Origin of the sequence: Desulfosporosinus shakirovi, assembly GCF_020595055.1 — a bacterium.
Taxonomy (GTDB): Bacteria; Bacillota; Desulfitobacteriia; order Desulfitobacteriales; family Desulfitobacteriaceae; genus Desulfosporosinus; species Desulfosporosinus shakirovi.
In genome coordinates this window covers 41,171-59,587 of record NZ_JAJDOO010000002.1, presented here as the reverse complement: position 1 = coordinate 59,587, position 18,417 = coordinate 41,171, and the positions used below count along the sequence as shown (strand labels likewise).

Here is an 18,417-nt window from a genome sequence, read left to right as displayed (position 1 = left end):
GTAAATTGCGAATTAAAACCATTCCTTTATTACCGCAAAATCTGTCTCATCATCTACAATCGGCATTTCGTTTATTGCCACATCACGAACAGATGCTCTCTTCAATGTTTTTAAATATTTAATCAGGAAAATAATTTTCTCATTATCTCCCTGTACTTCAGCCTCAACATTTTTATCATTTCTATTTTTAACCCAACCAGTTAAATTCAGCCGTTTCGCTAATTCATAAACTTCTAATCTAAACCCTACCTTCTGCACTCTTCCTGAAAACATCAACCTTTTTCTAACAGTTGACGATGGTTTAAATAAAGGTAACTCAATATGCTTCACTTGATTAATTACATAGCTATCTCTCAATTTTTTCAAATAATGAATGAACCTCAAACCGAAACCTCCTAATTATGTATAAGCCTATTCCACACCCAGATTTAATTTCCAAGTTCTTGTCCAATCTGTATCCATTCTGACTAACCGTTTTTTTCTCAAGTTTTCCTTCATCATCCACCTAATATCTTTATCCTCATTTACAAACCATTTCTCCATTAGCTTTTTTCCATTCTCAGGATCAGATACCGTTGCAACACTCCAACCATACCCTAATGTTTTTCGTAGTACTTTATAGTCCTTATCTTTTCGATTTTCGGTGTTTAGCATGTCTTGGGTAATTTTATCAAGTATTTGTAATACACTTAGAACATCTTTAGGTTGCTTAAGTAGTATTGGTTCGCACAAAGCCGCAACTACTGCCCTCTTTTCCAACAGAGTTCCTTTAGCCCACTCTAGCATCTCATCTAACAGCCCATCCATATTCGATTCGCCAAACCTTTGCAAGGCTAACGCTACCCCTTCTCTGATCCTCCATCTAATATCTGAAGCAGACGCACGCAAGAGACCACAATGTTTCATATTTCCTTGAGCTATCAGACTTCCTAAACCGACAACACCACAAATAGGCAAAAATTCAGTTACTGAACCAAATGGAGCTTTATCTGCATCGAAAGATAGATCGAAACAATCTCACCCCAATTAGGTAGCTTTTCATCTCTTGATTTACCATAACTGATACATCCCACTGGAGTATCATTCTCATAAATTTGTTTTACCTTCAAGATATTATTATTTATCCAGTTTTGAAAAGCCGAAACCCAAAAATCATTTTGTAGTTCTTCTAAATATCTTTGAGGAATAATCCCCTTATATGCCACTTTCCAGCTTATGGCATAGATATTGCTGATGGTTTCTGCATCTTGAACTCTTACATCTTTTATCGCTATTCTCATATTCAAGCCCCTTCTTCTACAAAATATAAAAACGTACATTCTTCACATCACATACTTAAACGGGGTTCGTTTAAGCAGGATGAGAACGCTTGGATAGGACATTTGGGTAACGTCCCATGTATTCCCGACGCGCCCTAACCAAATCTTGGCTAAAGTGTCGGGAATACACGTTTATGCGGAGCGGCCGGCATATAAAGCAATACTAGTTTAGCAATTCTAAATTCAGGAACAGCCATGACGGCTGATCCTCTAACGAAGCCTTCAAAATCAACTTACCGTTGACTATGAATTATTTGATTTGCTTTATGTACATCTTCTTTCCTAACAAATACTTCGTAGTTTGAACTAATTGGCATAACAGAGCATCCTATACCGCTAGAAGAATTATTAGTTATTTATATTTGAAACAAATATAAATAACTCGCCCCCTTCTCTCGCGGAGCTGATATATTATGATTTCTACATATATTTTTCATTCCCTTCCTGAGCTGTAAACAATAACTTAATTATCCTTATAATGTTTCTTTAATCCATTTAGGAAATTTTAAAATAGTCATTCATTGATGATTTTACAGTGCCTAATGTCAAAATTATGCGGTTCTCTAATAAACTTACTCAATTTGGTCCCAAATATCGATTAGCTATCTAAATACTTCAAGGTTTAAATTTTCTAATATATCTTTATTAAATATCTCCTATACAAATAGTCTAGCCCCCTTGTTGTTGAAAGAGGGGACTAGACTATTTCTTAATGGTTATTTATATATTAGTGATCAGACGCACTATAAAAGTGAATAATTCGCAATTCACAATTTGCAATTGCCAAATACTAATTATGCCAACCTAAAGCCCTGAAGAGAGCAGTGGCAGCTTCGGCACGGCTTACCGTTTCACGTGGGGCCAACACTTGACCCTCAACTTTGATAATCCCCGTACTGCTGGCTATGGCAACATAACCTAGAGCATCTGAGCTGATTTGATCAGAATCTTGGAAATTAACTTGATAAATATCCTTGAGTTCTGCCAGTTTATTCAGCTGAATGTAGCGCATTAAAACTTTAGCAAGAAGTTCACGACTCACTGGATCACTAGGCTTAAGATCTTCCGTTAACCATCCTAGCTCTTTCGCTTTATTGATAATTTCTTTCTCTGAAAGGCCCATATTTCCCCATAACCCAAATCGGCTAAGGTACAGCGCACGCAACATTGAGGCAACACTCATCTTCTCATGAGGTTTAAAGCTATTTCCATAATCGCCAAATAATCCTGCTTGACCAAGTACTGTTATCTCTGCTGCCCCCGTAACTTCGGCTAGATCGGTAAAACTGTATGGCTTTGGCCCCTTTTCTACCGACTGACCCTGGTAATCAAGTAATTCTCCACTTTTTGCATCCAAGATGTTAGAGATTGGAATACTGCGGTCTTTGGCAATCGGAAGATAGACTAAGTGTAAATCCCCCGGTATTCCATTGGAATAGATACGAACATAGGTGAGGGTTAAAGGTCGTGCCTTGAGAAAGGATACCACAGCTTTATCTTTGCTGAGAATTCCCGAGAGACCAGGCAAATCATATTCAGACCAGTTAAGTTCAAAATTCGTAACTATGCCGGCCACAGGATCGATATTGATACTCATTCCATTTTCAGGAAAATCAACTCCATTGACCACTCTTCCATATGAGAAAGCTTGATTATTCCATGGTTCTGGTTCTGTGCTCATTTTAGATATTAAATCCGTTTCAGAGTCTAACACAACTTGAGTAAATCGCTCAGGCTGAACCTTTTCAAGGAATTCTTCAGCCAGTTTTTGGGCTGCTGCCCGATCTAATTTGACTTCGGCTTTGTCGTTTGGTTGAGTAGAGATGGCAAAACCAAGCAACTCGCCAGTTGTGGCGCTAACCCTCGCGTTAATATATTTTGAGTTTCCTTCTTTTGTATCGGTCTCAATAATGCTCCACTCAAAGCTCCAGATACGTTTGTCATCGTTGCGCCAGTCTTTACTTAAATTTGCACTGCGTAACGTCAGGTTATCCGGAATCTCAACCCAGCGCTTCACAGCAGCAATCCCCTCATCTTGTTTGAGAAGCTTTGCAGTACGTTCCACTTCTTGTTGTTCCTGAGGGGTAAGAACTTGAGCATCATCAGAAACTGAATTGGCCCCTTTCGACTTAGCGCTTCCCATTCCCCCAACACCGCTCTGATCTGTTGCCAGCCACTCTCCTTGTTTTAATTGAAGTGGCAAGCCCGTTAAAGCATCAATTGCGCCTCCATTGTTTTCCCCTCTTAATTGATACACAAGTTTAGCTTCCTGCTTTTGCCCTGCAAGCATAGGTCTATAGGATGCCGGAATCCAGTATTGGAGTTTAAAGAATGGTGCCGCAACAAACGCCTGTTGCGCTTGATCAACACTGATCACACCTTTTACTTCAGGCGCTTTAACATCGTTCCAGTTGAGATTATAAGAAGTGATGTGCCCATCTGTACTTGATACTTGAACATTGGCTCCATTGCTAAGTAAGGGTATACCGTTAATTAGTCGTTGATATTGGAGAGAATAATTGAAAGGACCGTAGTTTAGTGGTACTATCTCTAATTCACTTGGAATTAAGCTCAATTCCTCAGTTCGCTTGCCCAATAAACGGCTTAGTAACTTGTTGCTGATTTCTTGAGCTTCAGCCTTAGTAATGGTCGGGACTGACGGACTATTGGCCAATTGATCTTCATTCTTCCAATAGTTCATACTTACAATATCTCCGTTTATGGCATTAACCTCTGCAGCGAACTCTCCTGGTCGTTCTGCTGTACCATTCCAACGCAAAGCCCATACTTGACGTCCATCATAGGTGTTGTAAGAAGAACTGAAATCCGTATATTGAGTTGGGACGTCAAAGTTGGTTTTTACAATCTGAATAGCTTTTTCCAGGCTCACTTCTGGCATAGCCAGAGACTCAACAGTTGGAGATGATACACTGCTTTCTCCTGCTAAAGCTAAAGGAGCAAAAATCGTTGGAACTAGTAATATGGCAACTACAATCACGCTCAGGAAAGAACGCCAATTATTCTTCATTGTATTATCTACCTTCCTTTCTTACTCGGGGTTCGATATTCGTAGTTCAAACTCTTTTTTTACATAAGAGTGAACTCGTTCAGCCAAGGCTGAACATCGTGACTGATGTTTCTCTCTCCAGTTTCCCTCCTTCAACTGCGAATATTTTCGTTTCCTAGCACTTAGACCCAATTGCTGTGCTTTTAAGTATGTTACCTATTAGTTATAGACGTAGTTTAGCAGTGTTTCTGACAAAGATATTTTCGACATTATTTAATAAATTAAGCGGATTGAGGTAACTGACAAATAAATTAATCTCTATTCAGAATACTTTTTCTAGCTTTAAACCACTGACCCCAGTAGTCTGACTCGTACATGGAAGGGAGATTTAAGCATCTATTTGATGGCGAGAATGGACTGCTGGCCATGGATGGCCAAATGTCGCTTTAACCAGGAATGTCGACATGAGACCTTACAGAAAGTATGTAACGACACCTTATACTTTCTGCCTAGGAAAAAAGGGTTCTGGTGATCGGTGATGTTGTGTAGCGTAGCGGCATGTAAGTTGACTTGTATAAGAAAATAGGCCATCTGCTTAGAAAAAGGCAAATGACCTATACCGTTATAATTACAAAAGTCTAGCCCTTGTAATACTTTTCTCACCATATTTCTCTTTTACAGAATCAAGAACCTTTGTAAGATTCTCTTTTTCCACCTGGGGTCCTTCGAACAAAGACAGCTGATTTTGAATCTGATCGGTCAGATTAGATAAGGTAACCCCAATTAATCGAAGGGGTTGTTTAAGAGATAACTCTCTTAATAAGCTGCAGGCTTCTTGATAAATCACGTCGTCAAGATCCGTAGCCCGCAATAGTGTTCGAGAACGGGTTAGGGTACGGAAATCAGCGTACCTGACTTTCAAGGTCACCGTTTTACCTCTGAGTGCTTCTTTGCGCAGACTCCGACCTACATGAACGGCAAGCTTTAGTAAAGTTGTCTCCAGTACATCAGGATCAGCAATATCAGTTTCAAACGTAGTCTCGCGACCGATGGATTTAACCACCCGGTCGCTTTCCACGGGTCGATCGTCAATTCCTTGGGCCAACTGATAAAGCTGGCTGCCTAAAGATCCAAAGAGCTTCGTCAAGAATTTTAATTCCAGGCTGCGTAAGTCCCTAACCGTTTTAACATTATGATTGTGCAATTGTTCCGCTGTTTTTTCTCCTACTCCCCATATCCTTTCCACAGTCAATGGGTCAAGAAACTCTTGAATTCTATTGGGATGCACAACCACGAATCCATCAGGTTTTTTCAGATCTGAGGCAAGCTTGGCTAAAAACTTATTGCACCCTAAGCCAACAGAGGCCGTTAAGTTTAATTCCTGCTGGATGCGCTGTTTTATTGTTAAAGCTATTAAATCTGCAGGCCCAAATAAACTCGTAGAACCTGTAACATCTAAAAAAGCCTCATCCAAAGATAGTGGCTCTACCATAGGAGTATAAGTCAAAAATATTTGTCTTATTTGCCAGGATACTTCACGGTATTTCTGTCCATTTACCGGCAAGAAAACAGCAGAAGGACAGCGCCGAGCAGCTTCTGCAACAGGCATCGCCGAGCGTATTCCATATTTACGCGCTTCATAAGACGCCGCAGAAACTACACCCCTGCTATTGGATCTGCCTCCAACCACTACCGGTTTGCCCATTAAGGACGGATCGTCGCGCTGCTCGACAGAGGCATAGAAAGCATCCATATCTACATGTAGTATTTTTCGATAGTTCGCCCAAACGTCCATGTTTTCCTCAATAAAATCTTATGATTCTTCTGCTTCTTCTTTCATCGGACAAGAATTTGTTAAGTCAATTTCTGCAGATATTTCTTTCCAAGGTGCTTCTTTAATGTTTACATTTTCCAGAAGAAGAATAAGGTCTGATCTGCCGAAATAGGCAGGATTCCCTTGGGGATCTAAAGTCATAAGAACAATAGGCATCCCTTTAAAAACAGGAAGCAACCCTTTGATTACCATCGATGCGTTAAACGAATTTTGGAATACCGTCGGTTGGACGGAAACAACGGCAATGGTTTTGCCTTGTTCTGTCACAACAGCACTTTCAAATTGAGTGTTCAAAAATTTCATCTCCTATTGTTGTAATGATTAACTGTTAGCTATTAGTGAATTCGACAAACATATTAAAAACCCTGCAACTTAAGTTGACCTCTGGTGGCAAGTGACCTGCGTTAAAGGTCTATCCTCTAAAATAGTTAACGCCCCCGGCAAAAATCGGTTGATATTTATTACCCGGAACATTCTTTGCTATTTCCAGACCGGTCCTTTCGGAATGGGCCATCTTACCCAGAATACGCCCATCTGGGCTGGTGATTCCTTCAATCGCTTCAAAAGAACCATTGGGAGTATAGATAACATCATTGCTCGGGTTCCCGTCAAGATCCACATATTGAGTCGCAACCTGTCCATTATCTACTAACGTTTGAATTATTTCGTGATCTGCGACAAACCGACCTTCTCCATGGGAGATAGGCACGGAATGAATGTCTCCCAAATTCACCCCGCTAAACCATGGGGATAAAACGGAAACAACTTTGGTTTGGACCATGCCGGAAACGTGACGGCCAATTTTGTTATACGTGAGGGTAGGCGAATCTTCCATCAAATCGATTATTTCTCCATAGGGAACAAGACCCAGTTTGATCAATGCTTGAAACCCATTACAAATACCAAGCATCAAACCATCCCTTTGATCCATAAGTTCCTCAATCGCCTCACTAATCCAAGGGTTTCTGAACATAGTAGCAATGAATTTACCCGAACCGTCTGGTTCGTCTCCCGCACTAAATCCCCCTGGGAGCATGACGATTTGAGCCTTTTGTATCTTTTTAACCATCTCTTGAATAGATTGCTCCACATCATTTGCCGTCAGATTTCTAATCACCAAGGTTTCAACGATCCCTCCGGCTTTCTCAAAAGCTTTGGCTGAATCGTACTCACAATTGGTCCCCGGGAAAACCGGAATAAAGATTCTTGGTTTAGCCACTTTAATTGATGGAGTTTGATTATTTCTCAGGTTGAAGCTCACTTTTTGTGGCTCGGCGGCTTTTTCCGTTTGAGTTGGAAAGATTTTTTCCAGTGGCTTTTCCCAGGCCTGATAAGCGGTTTCCAGTTCAATATTCACGTCTTTAATCGTAATGATCGGGGTTTCCTGAGTTACACCTAGCAATTGGAAGTCTATCCCGCTGAAGGCCTTTGCCAGATCAACCGTTTCTGCTATTTCTAAGATTATTGAACCATAATCAGCAGTAAACAGACTATTAATATCTATTGAACAGTCTAAGGTCATCCCAACCCGATTACCGAAGGACATTTTGCTAAGTGCCGCCGCCAGTCCTCCCATCCTGACAGTATGAGATGCCAAGACACTTCCGGAATGGATCAACTCGTTAATTTTGGAATAGTTTTTGCTTAGTTGGTCAAAATCAGGGACTTCATGCTCATCCCGAGTAGCTTTCACTAAAACAACCTTACTGCCAGGCTTTTTGAACTCTTGGGAGACAACTTTATCAGCCTCGACCACATTGACTGCAAAAGCAACCAATGTGGGAGGAACGTGCAAATCCATGAAGGTTCCGGACATGCTGTCTTTTCCACCGATCGCCGGAATTCCAAGTTTTTTCTGAGCATAAAAAGCTCCCAGCAAAGCGCTAAAGGGTTTCCCCCATTTTTCGGGATCTGTTCCTAATCGTTCGAAATACTCCTGCAGAGTAAGTCGAACTTTGTGATAATCCCCGCCCAGGGCCACAGTCTTAGTTACCGCATCTACCACAGCATATAAGGCACCGTGAAAAGGACTCCACTTTGCCAATTGCGGATTATAGCCATAGGTCATTATGGTAGCCGTATTTGTTTCCCCCGCTAAGACGGGAATCTTAGCCACCATACCTTCAGCCGGAGTAGCCTGATACTTGCCACCCAAAGGCATCAAGACCGACGACATTCCGATGGTACTGTCAAACCTCTCCACCAACCCCTTTTGGCTGCAAACGTTTAAATCGCTCAAATTAGCAAGCCAGGCCTCTTTTAAGATTGCGCCCGAGTTCGGAACATTATGAGAAGCTAATTTTTCTTCGACAGCTTCTGGCAACCTGCTAAAGTAGTTGTGATTCCCTTCCGGAAGAGTGACCTGAACCTTCGTCGTTTGCTTAACTCCATTGGTGTTGAGAAATTCTCGGCTGAGATCGACAATCGCCTGCCCGCGCCAAACCATTATAAGTCTGGGGTCAGCACTAACCTTAGCAACTAAGGTTGCTTCTAGGTTTTCCTCATGAGCATACTTGGCAAAGGCTTCAAAATCTTGAGCGCGAATAACAACTGCCATTCGTTCTTGAGATTCAGAGATCGCAAGTTCTGTCCCATCAAGACCTTCATATTTTTTCGGAACTGCATCTAAGTTAATCTCTAAGCCATCGGTTAATTCTCCGATTGCAACCGATACCCCGCCTGCGCCAAAATCGTTGCAGCGTTTGATGAGTTTACTAACCTTGGCATTACGAAAAAGTCTCTGAATTTTTCGTTCTGTAGGAGGATTACCTTTTTGTACTTCCGCCCCGCAAGTCAGTAGAGACTCCGTGGTGTGCTCTTTAGAAGATCCAGTTGCACCGCCACACCCGTCTCTGCCCGTTCTTCCGCCGACAAGTACGACAACATCCCCAGCTACAGGGGCTTCACGCACTACATTTTCCCGGGGAGCGGCCGCAATGACGGCCCCAATTTCCATCCGTTTGGCCACAAAACCTTCATCATAGACTTCCGTTACTTGACCCGTCGCCAGTCCGATTTGATTTCCATAAGAACTATAACCTGCAGCCGCACCCCTTGTTATCTTTCTCTGGGGCAGTTTGCCGGGCAGAGTCTCTTCAAGCCTTGCCCTTGGATCTCCGCTTCCTGTCACGCGCATAGCTTGGTACACATAGGTACGGCCAGACAGGGGATCTCGAATGGCCCCACCCAGACAGGTAGCTGCCCCGCCGAAGGGTTCGATTTCTGTCGGATGGTTATGAGTCTCGTTTTTAAACATCACCAGCCACTCTTCATTTTGACCGTTGACATCGACATTTACTACTATACTGCAGGCATTGATTTCATCTGATAGGTCAAGATCAGGTAAGAGCCCTTTTTTCTTAAGCTCTTTCATACCCAAAACAGCGATGTCCATGAGACAAACATCTCGATCAGCAGGATTTTTTCCATAGACATAATCCCTTGACATGAGATACTCATGATAAGCTTTGGTTAATGGGTGAGCAAAATCCCCTTTCGGAAAAGCAACCTCTTCGATCTTTGTATCAAAGGTCGTATGCCGACAATGATCCGACCAGTAGGTGTCGATCACTCGAATCTCAGTAATCGTTGGATTTCTTTTTTCAGTATCTCGGAAGTATGCTTGACAAAATGCTAAATCTTCATAGCTCATGGCTAAGCCCGTTTTATTAAAGAACACTTTCAGTTCTTCAGACGACTTCTCAATAAAGCCATCAAGTATTTCGACATTTGGCGGAGTTACAGCTTCAAATTCTAAGCTTTCAGGCTTCTCTAAAGCAGCTTCTCGAGATTCGACTGGATTAATGCAGTAATCTTTAATTTTCTGGAAATCCATCTCGGAAAGCTGACCCTTTAATACTATAACCTTAGCTGAAGCAATCGTTGGCCGCTCTTTTTGGGTCAGAATCTGTACACATTGAGCAGCCGAATCCGCCCGCTGATCATACTGACCGGGTAGATATTCCATGGCAAAAACTTGGTCCTGTGGGGAAATTTCAATTTTTTCGTCGTACACCAAATCCAATGGAGGCTCAGCAAAGATAATCGGGCGAGACTTTGCATACTCCTCGTCCGTAATTCCAGAAATATCATAACGGTTAATCACTCTTAACCCTTGCAAACCTAGTATCCCTAAATTTTCCAAAAGATCATTGTACAGACCCTGGGCTTCAATATCATAGCCAGGTCTTTTTTCCACATAAATACGTTTTACAGCTTGAAATCCCATATCATCCTCCATTAGTTAGTTTTTAGATACATTAAGTAAATTAGCCCTTATCTATGATCTTTAAAATATGTTTAAGGCCATAGCACTTTGTCTATGGCCTTGTCGCGCAAAATAGTAGACGCAGAATTCTCTTAGTTTGCATAATACCATGATTTTGATCGAAATTAAAGAGCAGCTATGAAAGAATCCTGCTTTAGACTACCATTTTTGATGTTTGCTGTTTAAGGTATACACTGCACTTCGGCATACCATCAAACTCCATATATTTCCGCCTAAGTTCGCTATTGAGTGCATCCTAACTTCGAAAGCCTTTGGTTTGCTCATAAAACAGACTCCATTTTATTTTACCTTTAAAATCCTATCCTCTTCCATAGTCAAGCATGAAGCTAAGATCGAAGGAAAGGCTTCAATAACCCTCTGATCATATTCTCCCATCAAGCAAACTTGAAGCCAATTTCGCTTAAGTAAATAGGAGCTTCGATAGCTAAGATAATAGCCCTCATTTTCCAGCCTCGCCCCTATCGTTTCAGAACTGAGATCCTCGGGAAGCTCAAAGCTTATAACATTGGGGGACGCGTATTCCTCCGCTGCTACAACTTTTATCCCAAGTGCTCTTAACTGTCTTCTTAATCCCGCGGCAAACTGTGCATTAATAGAAAAGTCCCTAGATAAGGTTAAATTTAAAGCATTTTGCAAAGCATAGATAAAATTTGATGAATGGGTAAAGGGTACTCCTTCTGACTTACTATATAATTCCAGATCCATATAACGGGGCAGACCTTGTCCACTTAAAGCGTGATTATAGAAAACAAAACTTAACCCCGGATACGAACATAGAGCTTTGCCACTTACGCCCGACGCGAGATAAACTCCTTTCAGATCAATTGGCAAGGCCCCGATAGAGCTGACACAATCTAGGCAGAGTATAATATTTCGCTTCTTACAGATGTATTTTAACTTTGACAAATCATTAAGAACCCCTGTTGATGTCTCTAGATGTACTGCCCATACCCACTTAATGGAGGGGTCTTGATCAAGAATAATTTCTAGCTCATCATAGTAAATAGCCTTCCCCCAAGTATTCTTAAACTCTTTGAAATCAAGCCCAGCCCTTTGGGCATGGTCAACTAACCGTTCGCCAAATTCACCATTACTGACAACTAGGCCCTTCCCTTTATTTGAAAGATTGGCAGCTACGACATCGTTAGCGAGGGTGCCTGATCCCAGTAAGATCTGAACGCTTTTCGAATTAACCAATTGAGAGAGCTTATGCTGGATTTGGGCAATATCTTTCAGAAATCTATCGGAACGATGAGAAACCGGAGTTTTAATAAAAGCCTCTTTAACGGCTTCACAAATCCTTACAGGTCCGGGAAGGAAGTTAACCCTATCTTTCACAGCAGTCTTTAGCCTAGGTTGCTGTTCCAGAAAACTATTCAGATTCCGGACGATAGTTTCTCGTGCAAGGTACATGGGTTGGAACATAGCTTCGGGTTTGCCGACAAGTGGCCCGAAAGGTATGAAGCCAAGATGCTGATACAACTTCAACTGTCTTACCGTTCCCGATATTACAGCTAAGTCGTATCCCTGCTCGTTACAATATTCCATAAGCATGTTCATCAATCCAACAAGGATTCGACCGCCCCTAACCTCTTTTTCAACTGAAAGGAGACGAATCTCGCACAATCCGTTGTGTGGGGGTAAGTATGCAGCTAAATCGGCCAGTTTTAAGTCTAATGAAAAGGGACGTTTACTTCGACACGCCAGCATTCCTAAGAGCTTCCTATCGCGAAGGCAAATGCAATATGAATTTTCCTCATGAAACTTATCTACTAACTTTTTCTCTCTATTGACACCATGCTGGGGGATTTCTTGAACAAATGTTTTGTAGTTAAGAGCGTGAATTTGCTCAAACTCCCAGTCCTCAGTAGCAATTTTAAAGGATAAACCACGACTCATGCTATTACCTCCTTGAAACCTCTTTCAGTATCATCGCAATATTTCCTCTATGAGCAATAAGTAATATAATTGCTAGGATCAAAATCCCAATAACCTGATTTGCCGACGGTGACATTAAGAATGCTATGATTGGGGATGCCAGAATACTTAAAAGACCGCTTAAGGTAAATTTCCTGGTCAGTACAAATAGCCCCATTGTGATTGCAAACAATACCAAGGCTAGTGAGGGATTAATCACAACTATTCCCCCGAAGGCAGCAGCTACTCCCTTTCCTCCTCTAAAACCAAGTTGCAGCGGCCATATGTGTCCTGCTACAACGGCAATCACGCTCAGGACAACAGTTATGTCTGAGAGTTTTAGGTAAATGGCTATAGCAGGAATTAGAAAGCCTTTAAAAAAATCTCCAAGAAACGTTAACAAAAAACCTTTTGTGCCTAAAATCCTGCCAACATTTGTAGCACCCGTAGCACCAGAACCATAATTTCTAACATCATCACGGCAAAGCAACAGAACAAGGTAATACCCAGTTGAGATTCCGCCAAGAAGATAACCTATGACGATCATCAGAATATCAATCAGCAAGCACCTCTCGTTTCTTTATACGTTTATGCATTTATGTATTTATGTATTTATGCAACTGTACGATTTAGTGAACTCGTTCAACTAAAGCTGAACATCGAGACTTCGGTGGTATAAGTCTCCGGTACGATACACTAGGGTGGAGACTATGGTCACTAAAGTAGAATAAGGAACACCCGCTTGAAGTGAGAGTCTCGGAATTTAATAATATTATATAATCTTAACATATTTTTGTTATTTTGAATAAATATCCATATTAGCTTTTTTGAGCTTCAGGAACACAAAAAAAGAGAGTATATCTCTATAACTCTCATTTAGTATTCACTGGTTGAACTACTAGCTGCACTTATAATTTTGCCCGGTATGAATCGAAGCGTTATTTAATCGCTTTATACCTAAAGCCTCCTTCTTTTGCTATCGCCATAAATTTATCTCTTGAGCAATCGACTATGATCTTAAAGTAAGATAACTCTCTAAAGTGGGTATCTGGGTCACACACTCATCGTTACAGAATCTTTTACAACATCTTTTCTAAAAAGGTTTTAATCCGGGGATGACGAGGACTATCAAAAAAGTCTATTGGGTTACTATCCTCCAAGATTTTACCATCATCCATAAAAATCACCCGGTCAGAGATTTCTTTGGCAAATCCCATTTCATGAGTAACGATCAACATGGTCATATGCTCCTGAGCCAAATTTTTAATAACACTTAGGACTTCTCCTATTAGCTCGGGGTCTAAAGCTGATGTCGGTTCATCAAAAAGCATAATATCAGGGTTCATCGCTAATGCTCGTGCGATTGCTACCCGCTGTTTTTGTCCCCCGGATAACTTAGAGGGAAAGGCATCTTTTTTCTCCAGCAACCCCACCTTTGCCAATTGCTTCTCAGCAATTTTTAAAGCGTCGTCTTTAGTTGCCTTGTTGACAAGCATAGGCGCTTCTATCACATTACCCAGTGCTGTCATATGGGGGAAAAGGTTAAAGCTTTGAAACACCATACCCATTTTCCGGTAGGCCGTCCTAACTTCCCGAGGAGTAGCAACACCCTTTCCTTCTTTATCTCCTGCAGCCTCGACTACAATGCCTTCTATCTCGACAATACCCTGGTCTATCTTTTCTAGTTGATTCATACAGCGGAGCAAGGTGCTTTTTCCTGAGCCACTGGGGCCAATAATTGAAATAATTTCTCCCTTATTGACTTCTAGGGATACGCCTTTAAGAACATGCAGTTTACCAAAATATTTATGAATATTACTCATCCGTATCATCGTCATTCTCTACTCTCCTATTCATAAATTGAATATTTCTTCTCTAATGTGCTAAATAATCTAACAAGAACAGAAGAGATAATTAGGTACAGAACAAACGCCACGATAAATGGCGTGATATTAAAATCCCTGGTGAAGATCTGGGTAGCAATCCGTAATAGATCTGGCATTCCTATAACTGCAAGCAGTGCCGTTTCCTTTACCAAGTTAACAGCCTCACTGCAGGTAGGGGGTAAAACTCTTCTCACAGTTTGGGGAATAATGATCCGGCGCATCGTTTGGGAATAAGTCATTCCTAAAGCCTTAGCTGCTTCATATTGACCTTTGTCTATGGATTCTATACCCCCTCTGAAAATTTCCGTTAAATAAGCCCCAGAATTCAGGGTATAGGTAATAGTTGCCGCAGCAAAAGGTGACAGTCTAATACCGATGATTGGCAATCCATAGAACATGAAGAATAATTGCAAAAGCAAAGGCGTGCCTCTCCAAATCCATGTATATAAATATAAAATCTTAGTGATTATCTTCGGCCCTTTCACTTTGCCAATAGCTGCTAAAAGTCCCACAGGCAATGCGAATATTAAGGTAGCTATATAAATCTTAGCAGTTAACTTCAATCCTGATGCAATAAACGGAAGTATACTTAGAACATATTCCATATGATCCATTATCGTCTCTTATCCCTTCGTTGCCTTAAATAAGACCGTTAATAATTTATATTATAGCCCCATACAGTAATGGCTTATTATTCGTAAATAGAATATTTCTTTTCTAATTTGCTAAAGACTTGAAGTAAAATAGAAGAGATGATCAGGTAAAAACCAAAAGCAACAAAAAAAGCTGTAATTTTAAAATCAGATGTGACCACTTCCTTGGCTGAGCGCAGTAAATCACCCATACCAATCGCGGCAACGAGGGCAGTATCTTTAAAGGTAAGGATTGCCTCATTACAGGTAGCAGGCAACACTCGTCTAATCGTCTGGGGAATAATAATCCGCCGCATCGTCTGAAAATAAGTCAATCCTAAAGCCTTAGCTGCTTCATACTGTCCCTTATCAATGGATTCAATACCTGCCCGAATAATTTCTGTTTCATAAGCGGTTACATTTAAAACAAAGGCAATGATGACTGCAACTAATGGCGGTAAATTAATGCCAAAGTAAGGTAAGCCAAAGTAAATAAAAAATAATTGGAGCAACAAGGGGGTACCCCGCCAGATCCAGGTATATAAGTATAAGATCTTTTTAAGAATTGGAGGGCCTGATACTTTACCGATGGCAGCCAAAATAGCTAGAGGAAAGATCAAGATAATTACAATTCCATAAATCGTTAGGGATAGCTTTAAACCCTTTAAAAGAACGGGTAATATTGTTAGAACATAATCCATCGTTTTCTCTAATCCCCTTATGAATGTCTTTAATACCCCTTAAACCAAGGCTTAGGAAAATACTCTGTTAAAAAACTTGTCCAGTGCCAAGCATTCTGTGTGTAAAACAAGGAATAGGAAGAGATTTGTCAACTTCCTATTCCTTTTAATCCAATCCCAGACTCCCTCACCAAGGATGTAGGTATAAGTTTAGTTGGTTTAAGGAGTTGAATCTTACTTAATGATATTTGATCCAAACCATTGATTACTGATTTTGGCAGCAGTCCCGTCAGCCTTCATTTCATTGAGAACTCTATTTAGTTCAGTGAGGAAGGCTTTATCTTCCATGCGTACACCTACACCATAAGGCTCTTTGTCAAAATCGCCTTCTTCTGCTGTGAGAATATAATATTTATCTGCAGTTTTTTCTGTAGTAATCAAGTAACGGGCATTCATTTCATTCGTTACTACAGCGTCAATGCGACCAGCCTCTAAATCCATTAAGGCAACCGTCGGACTTTCAAACTTTCTGATTTCCTTAAGTTTAGAAGAAATCGGATCTTTAGCAACAGCTTCTTCCGCAGTGCTGCCTAATTGAAGTCCAATAGTTTTTCCATCTAAATTCGCCTTGGACTTGATTGGTGAACCGGACTTTACTACGATAATATTCCGATCCTCCATATAACTATCCGTAAACCCGATTTCCAGCTGTCTTTCAGGAGTGATACCCAGAGCATTCCAGATGAGATCTATTTCCCCACTTTTTAGATTCAAGAGAACTCCATCCCATTGAACTGGTTTGAATACAGCCTTAACACCTAAACGCTTGGCCGCTTCTTTAGCTAAATCAATATCAACGCCAACCAACTCTCCTGCTTTATCACGGAAGCCTGCTGGCGGGTAATTGTCATCCAGACCAACGACAAATTCCCCTTTTTCCTTAATTTTATTCCAGGATTGATCACCCGTTTGGTTCTTGTCTGTAGACTTCTGACCGCAGCCTGCTACTAAAAGAGCAACTGTACAGATAGCCACAAAAAGTGTTAACCATCTTCTTTTCATCTTTACTATCCTTCCCTTCACTAATACATATAGTCTTTAAAGAACCCACACTTTTTAAATTATGTTTCTGTAACCTTCAATAAATAAGTGCAATTTTTAACACATCTCTTATATCAATGGCATCCCTCCTACCACTACTACTATACACGAATACACACCATTTTGGCTAGATCTCAGACATCTGTGCCTGATTAGAATCTGTAATCTCCAGTCTGTGATATATATCAATATAGAATCCGCTTTGCTGCAATTAGCGGGTAAATTGGTTAAAATTTCCAAGAATAAAACAAGAACTTAAAAGCCATAATATGTTCATAAGGGTACGTAATGGTTGAGCCAAGATTTATATATGCTCTTTACCGGGTGTATATGGGTCGGCCAAAGATTATCTTCAGGTGGTAAAACGCTTGTATATAGTCGGAGGGAAGATCTTTTAGAGGTGGGGAAAAGCTTTAGGGCAGTCTCTTAGATTGTTTTAGGGTTCTAACTTATCCTAAAGGGTCGAGCTAAGATTTTGCCGGGTGTTGAGTTTCTTACGCAACCATATGTCGCATGATATATGCATGTGTAAGAAGTTCGGTTATATGCAGCCGTGAGGTTGTATATAGCTGGGTAGATATCTTGTAAGGTCGAACGAATCATTATTATGGGTGGTAACTTGCTTGATTATGGTCGGAAGATCCTAGTTAGGTAATCAGCGATCTATATTGGTGTTAGATAGATCATTACGTGCTCTTATATATAGAAATGTTAAGCCACTGGTCACAGTGGCTTTTTTGTGTGTAATATTTTATTTCAGGGCTTGTTGTGTTAATCTAACGCCCAATTTAAACCATTGTGTAAATGAAACCCGTTGGAATCTTCCTTTTGAGATGAATGAGTCCCTCAATAAAAATCTCTTCAAGGATTAGCTGTAAAAATAAGCAATTACACGAGCTGCAGGTAAAAACAACACCTGGCCTAACAAAGTACCAACAACCTTCGAAGAAATAAGCAATACCACTAGGGCCTTGACATCACCATAAGGTCTCTTTCCTCTTAAGGCTTGATCAGTAATCATAGCTGCTTTCGGATCAATGAGAAGCGTTAGTAAAATTGCCGCAATCCCATTAATCATCCCCGATGACGCAATAACCTCAAGTCTGTCTTCCCCCGAAACCAATGTTGCCGCATAACTTGCTGAAAGGACGCCAATTGTATATATTCCTGTGACTAATACATTTAAAATAATCAATCGCTTGGGAATTTCTCTATACCTTAATCTTTCTAGCATTGTCTTGGAGGGTTTAGTGACATTTTTTACGATCCGTTTAATATTGTTTATCTGTAAGGCTTCAACAACAAGGGAAGGGACAGACCCGGTTACTTCTAAGCGGTTTACAGCTTTCTCAAAAATCCTTAGGAATGATGGAATTAAAATTACCCCCGCTAGAGTTCCGAATGTTGCAGCAAGAATTACTTTACGCATATCCATTATTGGATCTAATCCTCGTCTAATACTTAAGGCAATGATACCAGCAATTAATGGGGCTAGAAAGGTATTTGCAGTACGCGACACAAGTGCGATGAGATTAAATAGCGAAAAGGATAACGCAACTTGCCCACTCTTAACAGAGTTCAACCTTACCGAATAAGCCAGGGTATCAACAAGGTGAATAATAGATGTTAGTATAATCAATACAACCAACGTTCTTTCCACTGACCCACCATCCTTTCTCCATCTGACGGTTTTATCCTACTCAGTAAACTAGAACTTCCAACCCTTTTCTTTCCCCTCTTTCCCAGTTCTGGT

The 18,417-nt window shown here is 40.8% G+C and carries 14 protein-coding genes; all 14 read right to left on the bottom strand.

Annotation, left to right across the window (positions count from 1 at the left end):
- Positions 1-12 precede the first annotated feature (12 nt).
- Entirely contained in the window at positions 13-384 is a 372-nt protein-coding gene (locus LJE72_RS02400; RefSeq protein WP_229246033.1) for an acylphosphatase, read from the bottom strand.
- A 27-nt stretch (positions 385-411) separates the two neighbouring features.
- Positions 412-906: a hypothetical protein gene (locus LJE72_RS02395; protein ID WP_229246031.1), complete on the bottom strand. Its 495-nt coding sequence runs from the start codon at positions 904-906 to the stop codon at positions 412-414.
- A gap of 59 nt (positions 907-965) precedes the next feature.
- Entirely contained in the window at positions 966-1,280 is a 315-nt protein-coding gene (locus tag LJE72_RS02390; protein WP_229246030.1) for a hypothetical protein, read from the bottom strand.
- Positions 1,281-2,109: 829 nt separating this feature from the next.
- Positions 2,110-4,347: a YcdB/YcdC domain-containing protein gene (locus LJE72_RS02385; protein WP_229246028.1), complete on the bottom strand. Its 2,238-nt coding sequence runs from the start codon at positions 4,345-4,347 to the stop codon at positions 2,110-2,112.
- Between the two features lie 607 nt (positions 4,348-4,954).
- Positions 4,955-6,121 (bottom strand): DNA polymerase IV, encoded by a 1,167-nt coding sequence (gene dinB, locus LJE72_RS02380; protein ID WP_229246026.1) that lies wholly within the window; start codon positions 6,119-6,121, stop codon positions 4,955-4,957.
- A gap of 18 nt (positions 6,122-6,139) precedes the next feature.
- Positions 6,140-6,454 (bottom strand): hypothetical protein, encoded by a 315-nt coding sequence (locus LJE72_RS02375; protein WP_229246025.1) that lies wholly within the window; start codon positions 6,452-6,454, stop codon positions 6,140-6,142.
- A 118-nt stretch (positions 6,455-6,572) separates the two neighbouring features.
- On the bottom strand, positions 6,573-10,388 hold the full coding sequence (locus tag LJE72_RS02370) for a phosphoribosylformylglycinamidine synthase (protein WP_229246023.1): 3,816 nt from the start codon (positions 10,386-10,388) through the stop codon (positions 6,573-6,575).
- A 339-nt stretch (positions 10,389-10,727) separates the two neighbouring features.
- On the bottom strand, positions 10,728-12,347 hold the full coding sequence (locus tag LJE72_RS02365) for an aminotransferase class V-fold PLP-dependent enzyme (protein ID WP_229246022.1): 1,620 nt from the start codon (positions 12,345-12,347) through the stop codon (positions 10,728-10,730).
- A 4-nt stretch (positions 12,348-12,351) separates the two neighbouring features.
- The gene (locus LJE72_RS02360) at positions 12,352-12,930 is read right to left on the bottom strand and encodes a glycerol-3-phosphate acyltransferase (RefSeq protein ID WP_229246020.1); all 579 of its coding nucleotides are present in this window, start codon (positions 12,928-12,930) and stop codon (positions 12,352-12,354) included.
- 514 nt (positions 12,931-13,444) lie between these two features.
- Positions 13,445-14,203 (bottom strand): amino acid ABC transporter ATP-binding protein, encoded by a 759-nt coding sequence (locus tag LJE72_RS02355; RefSeq protein ID WP_282437816.1) that lies wholly within the window; start codon positions 14,201-14,203, stop codon positions 13,445-13,447.
- An 11-nt stretch (positions 14,204-14,214) separates the two neighbouring features.
- The gene (locus tag LJE72_RS02350) at positions 14,215-14,865 is read right to left on the bottom strand and encodes an amino acid ABC transporter permease (protein WP_229246018.1); all 651 of its coding nucleotides are present in this window, start codon (positions 14,863-14,865) and stop codon (positions 14,215-14,217) included.
- Positions 14,866-14,942: 77 nt separating this feature from the next.
- A complete protein-coding gene (locus LJE72_RS02345) occupies positions 14,943-15,584 on the bottom strand; it encodes an amino acid ABC transporter permease (RefSeq protein ID WP_229246016.1) in 642 nt (213 codons plus the stop codon).
- Positions 15,585-15,797: 213 nt separating this feature from the next.
- Positions 15,798-16,625: an amino acid ABC transporter substrate-binding protein gene (locus LJE72_RS02340; protein ID WP_229246014.1), complete on the bottom strand. Its 828-nt coding sequence runs from the start codon at positions 16,623-16,625 to the stop codon at positions 15,798-15,800.
- A 907-nt stretch (positions 16,626-17,532) separates the two neighbouring features.
- Positions 17,533-18,324, bottom strand: a complete 792-nt coding sequence (locus LJE72_RS02335; RefSeq protein ID WP_229246013.1) for a lipid II flippase Amj family protein — start codon at positions 18,322-18,324, stop codon at positions 17,533-17,535.
- Positions 18,325-18,417 lie beyond the last annotated feature (93 nt).

What these genes read in the sequence shown, in the direction of transcription:
- dinB (WP_229246026.1), bottom strand. Translation starts at nt 6,121, where the DNA reads ATGGACGTTTGGGCGAACTATCGAAAAATACTACATGTAGATATGGAT.
- LJE72_RS02390 (WP_229246030.1), bottom strand. Translation starts at nt 1,280, where the DNA reads ATGAGAATAGCGATAAAAGATGTAAGAGTTCAAGATGCAGAAACCATC.
- LJE72_RS02345 (WP_229246016.1), bottom strand. Translation starts at nt 15,584, where the DNA reads ATGGATTATGTTCTAACAATATTACCCGTTCTTTTAAAGGGTTTAAAG.
- LJE72_RS02355 (WP_282437816.1), bottom strand. Translation starts at nt 14,203, where the DNA reads ATGACGATGATACGGATGAGTAATATTCATAAATATTTTGGTAAACTG.
- LJE72_RS02365 (WP_229246022.1), bottom strand. Translation starts at nt 12,347, where the DNA reads ATGAGTCGTGGTTTATCCTTTAAAATTGCTACTGAGGACTGGGAGTTT.
- LJE72_RS02350 (WP_229246018.1), bottom strand. Translation starts at nt 14,865, where the DNA reads ATGGATCATATGGAATATGTTCTAAGTATACTTCCGTTTATTGCATCA.
- LJE72_RS02370 (WP_229246023.1), bottom strand. Translation starts at nt 10,388, where the DNA reads ATGGGATTTCAAGCTGTAAAACGTATTTATGTGGAAAAAAGACCTGGC.
- LJE72_RS02385 (WP_229246028.1), bottom strand. Translation starts at nt 4,347, where the DNA reads ATGAAGAATAATTGGCGTTCTTTCCTGAGCGTGATTGTAGTTGCCATA.
- LJE72_RS02340 (WP_229246014.1), bottom strand. Translation starts at nt 16,625, where the DNA reads ATGAAAAGAAGATGGTTAACACTTTTTGTGGCTATCTGTACAGTTGCT.
- LJE72_RS02395 (WP_229246031.1), bottom strand. Translation starts at nt 906, where the DNA reads ATGAAACATTGTGGTCTCTTGCGTGCGTCTGCTTCAGATATTAGATGG.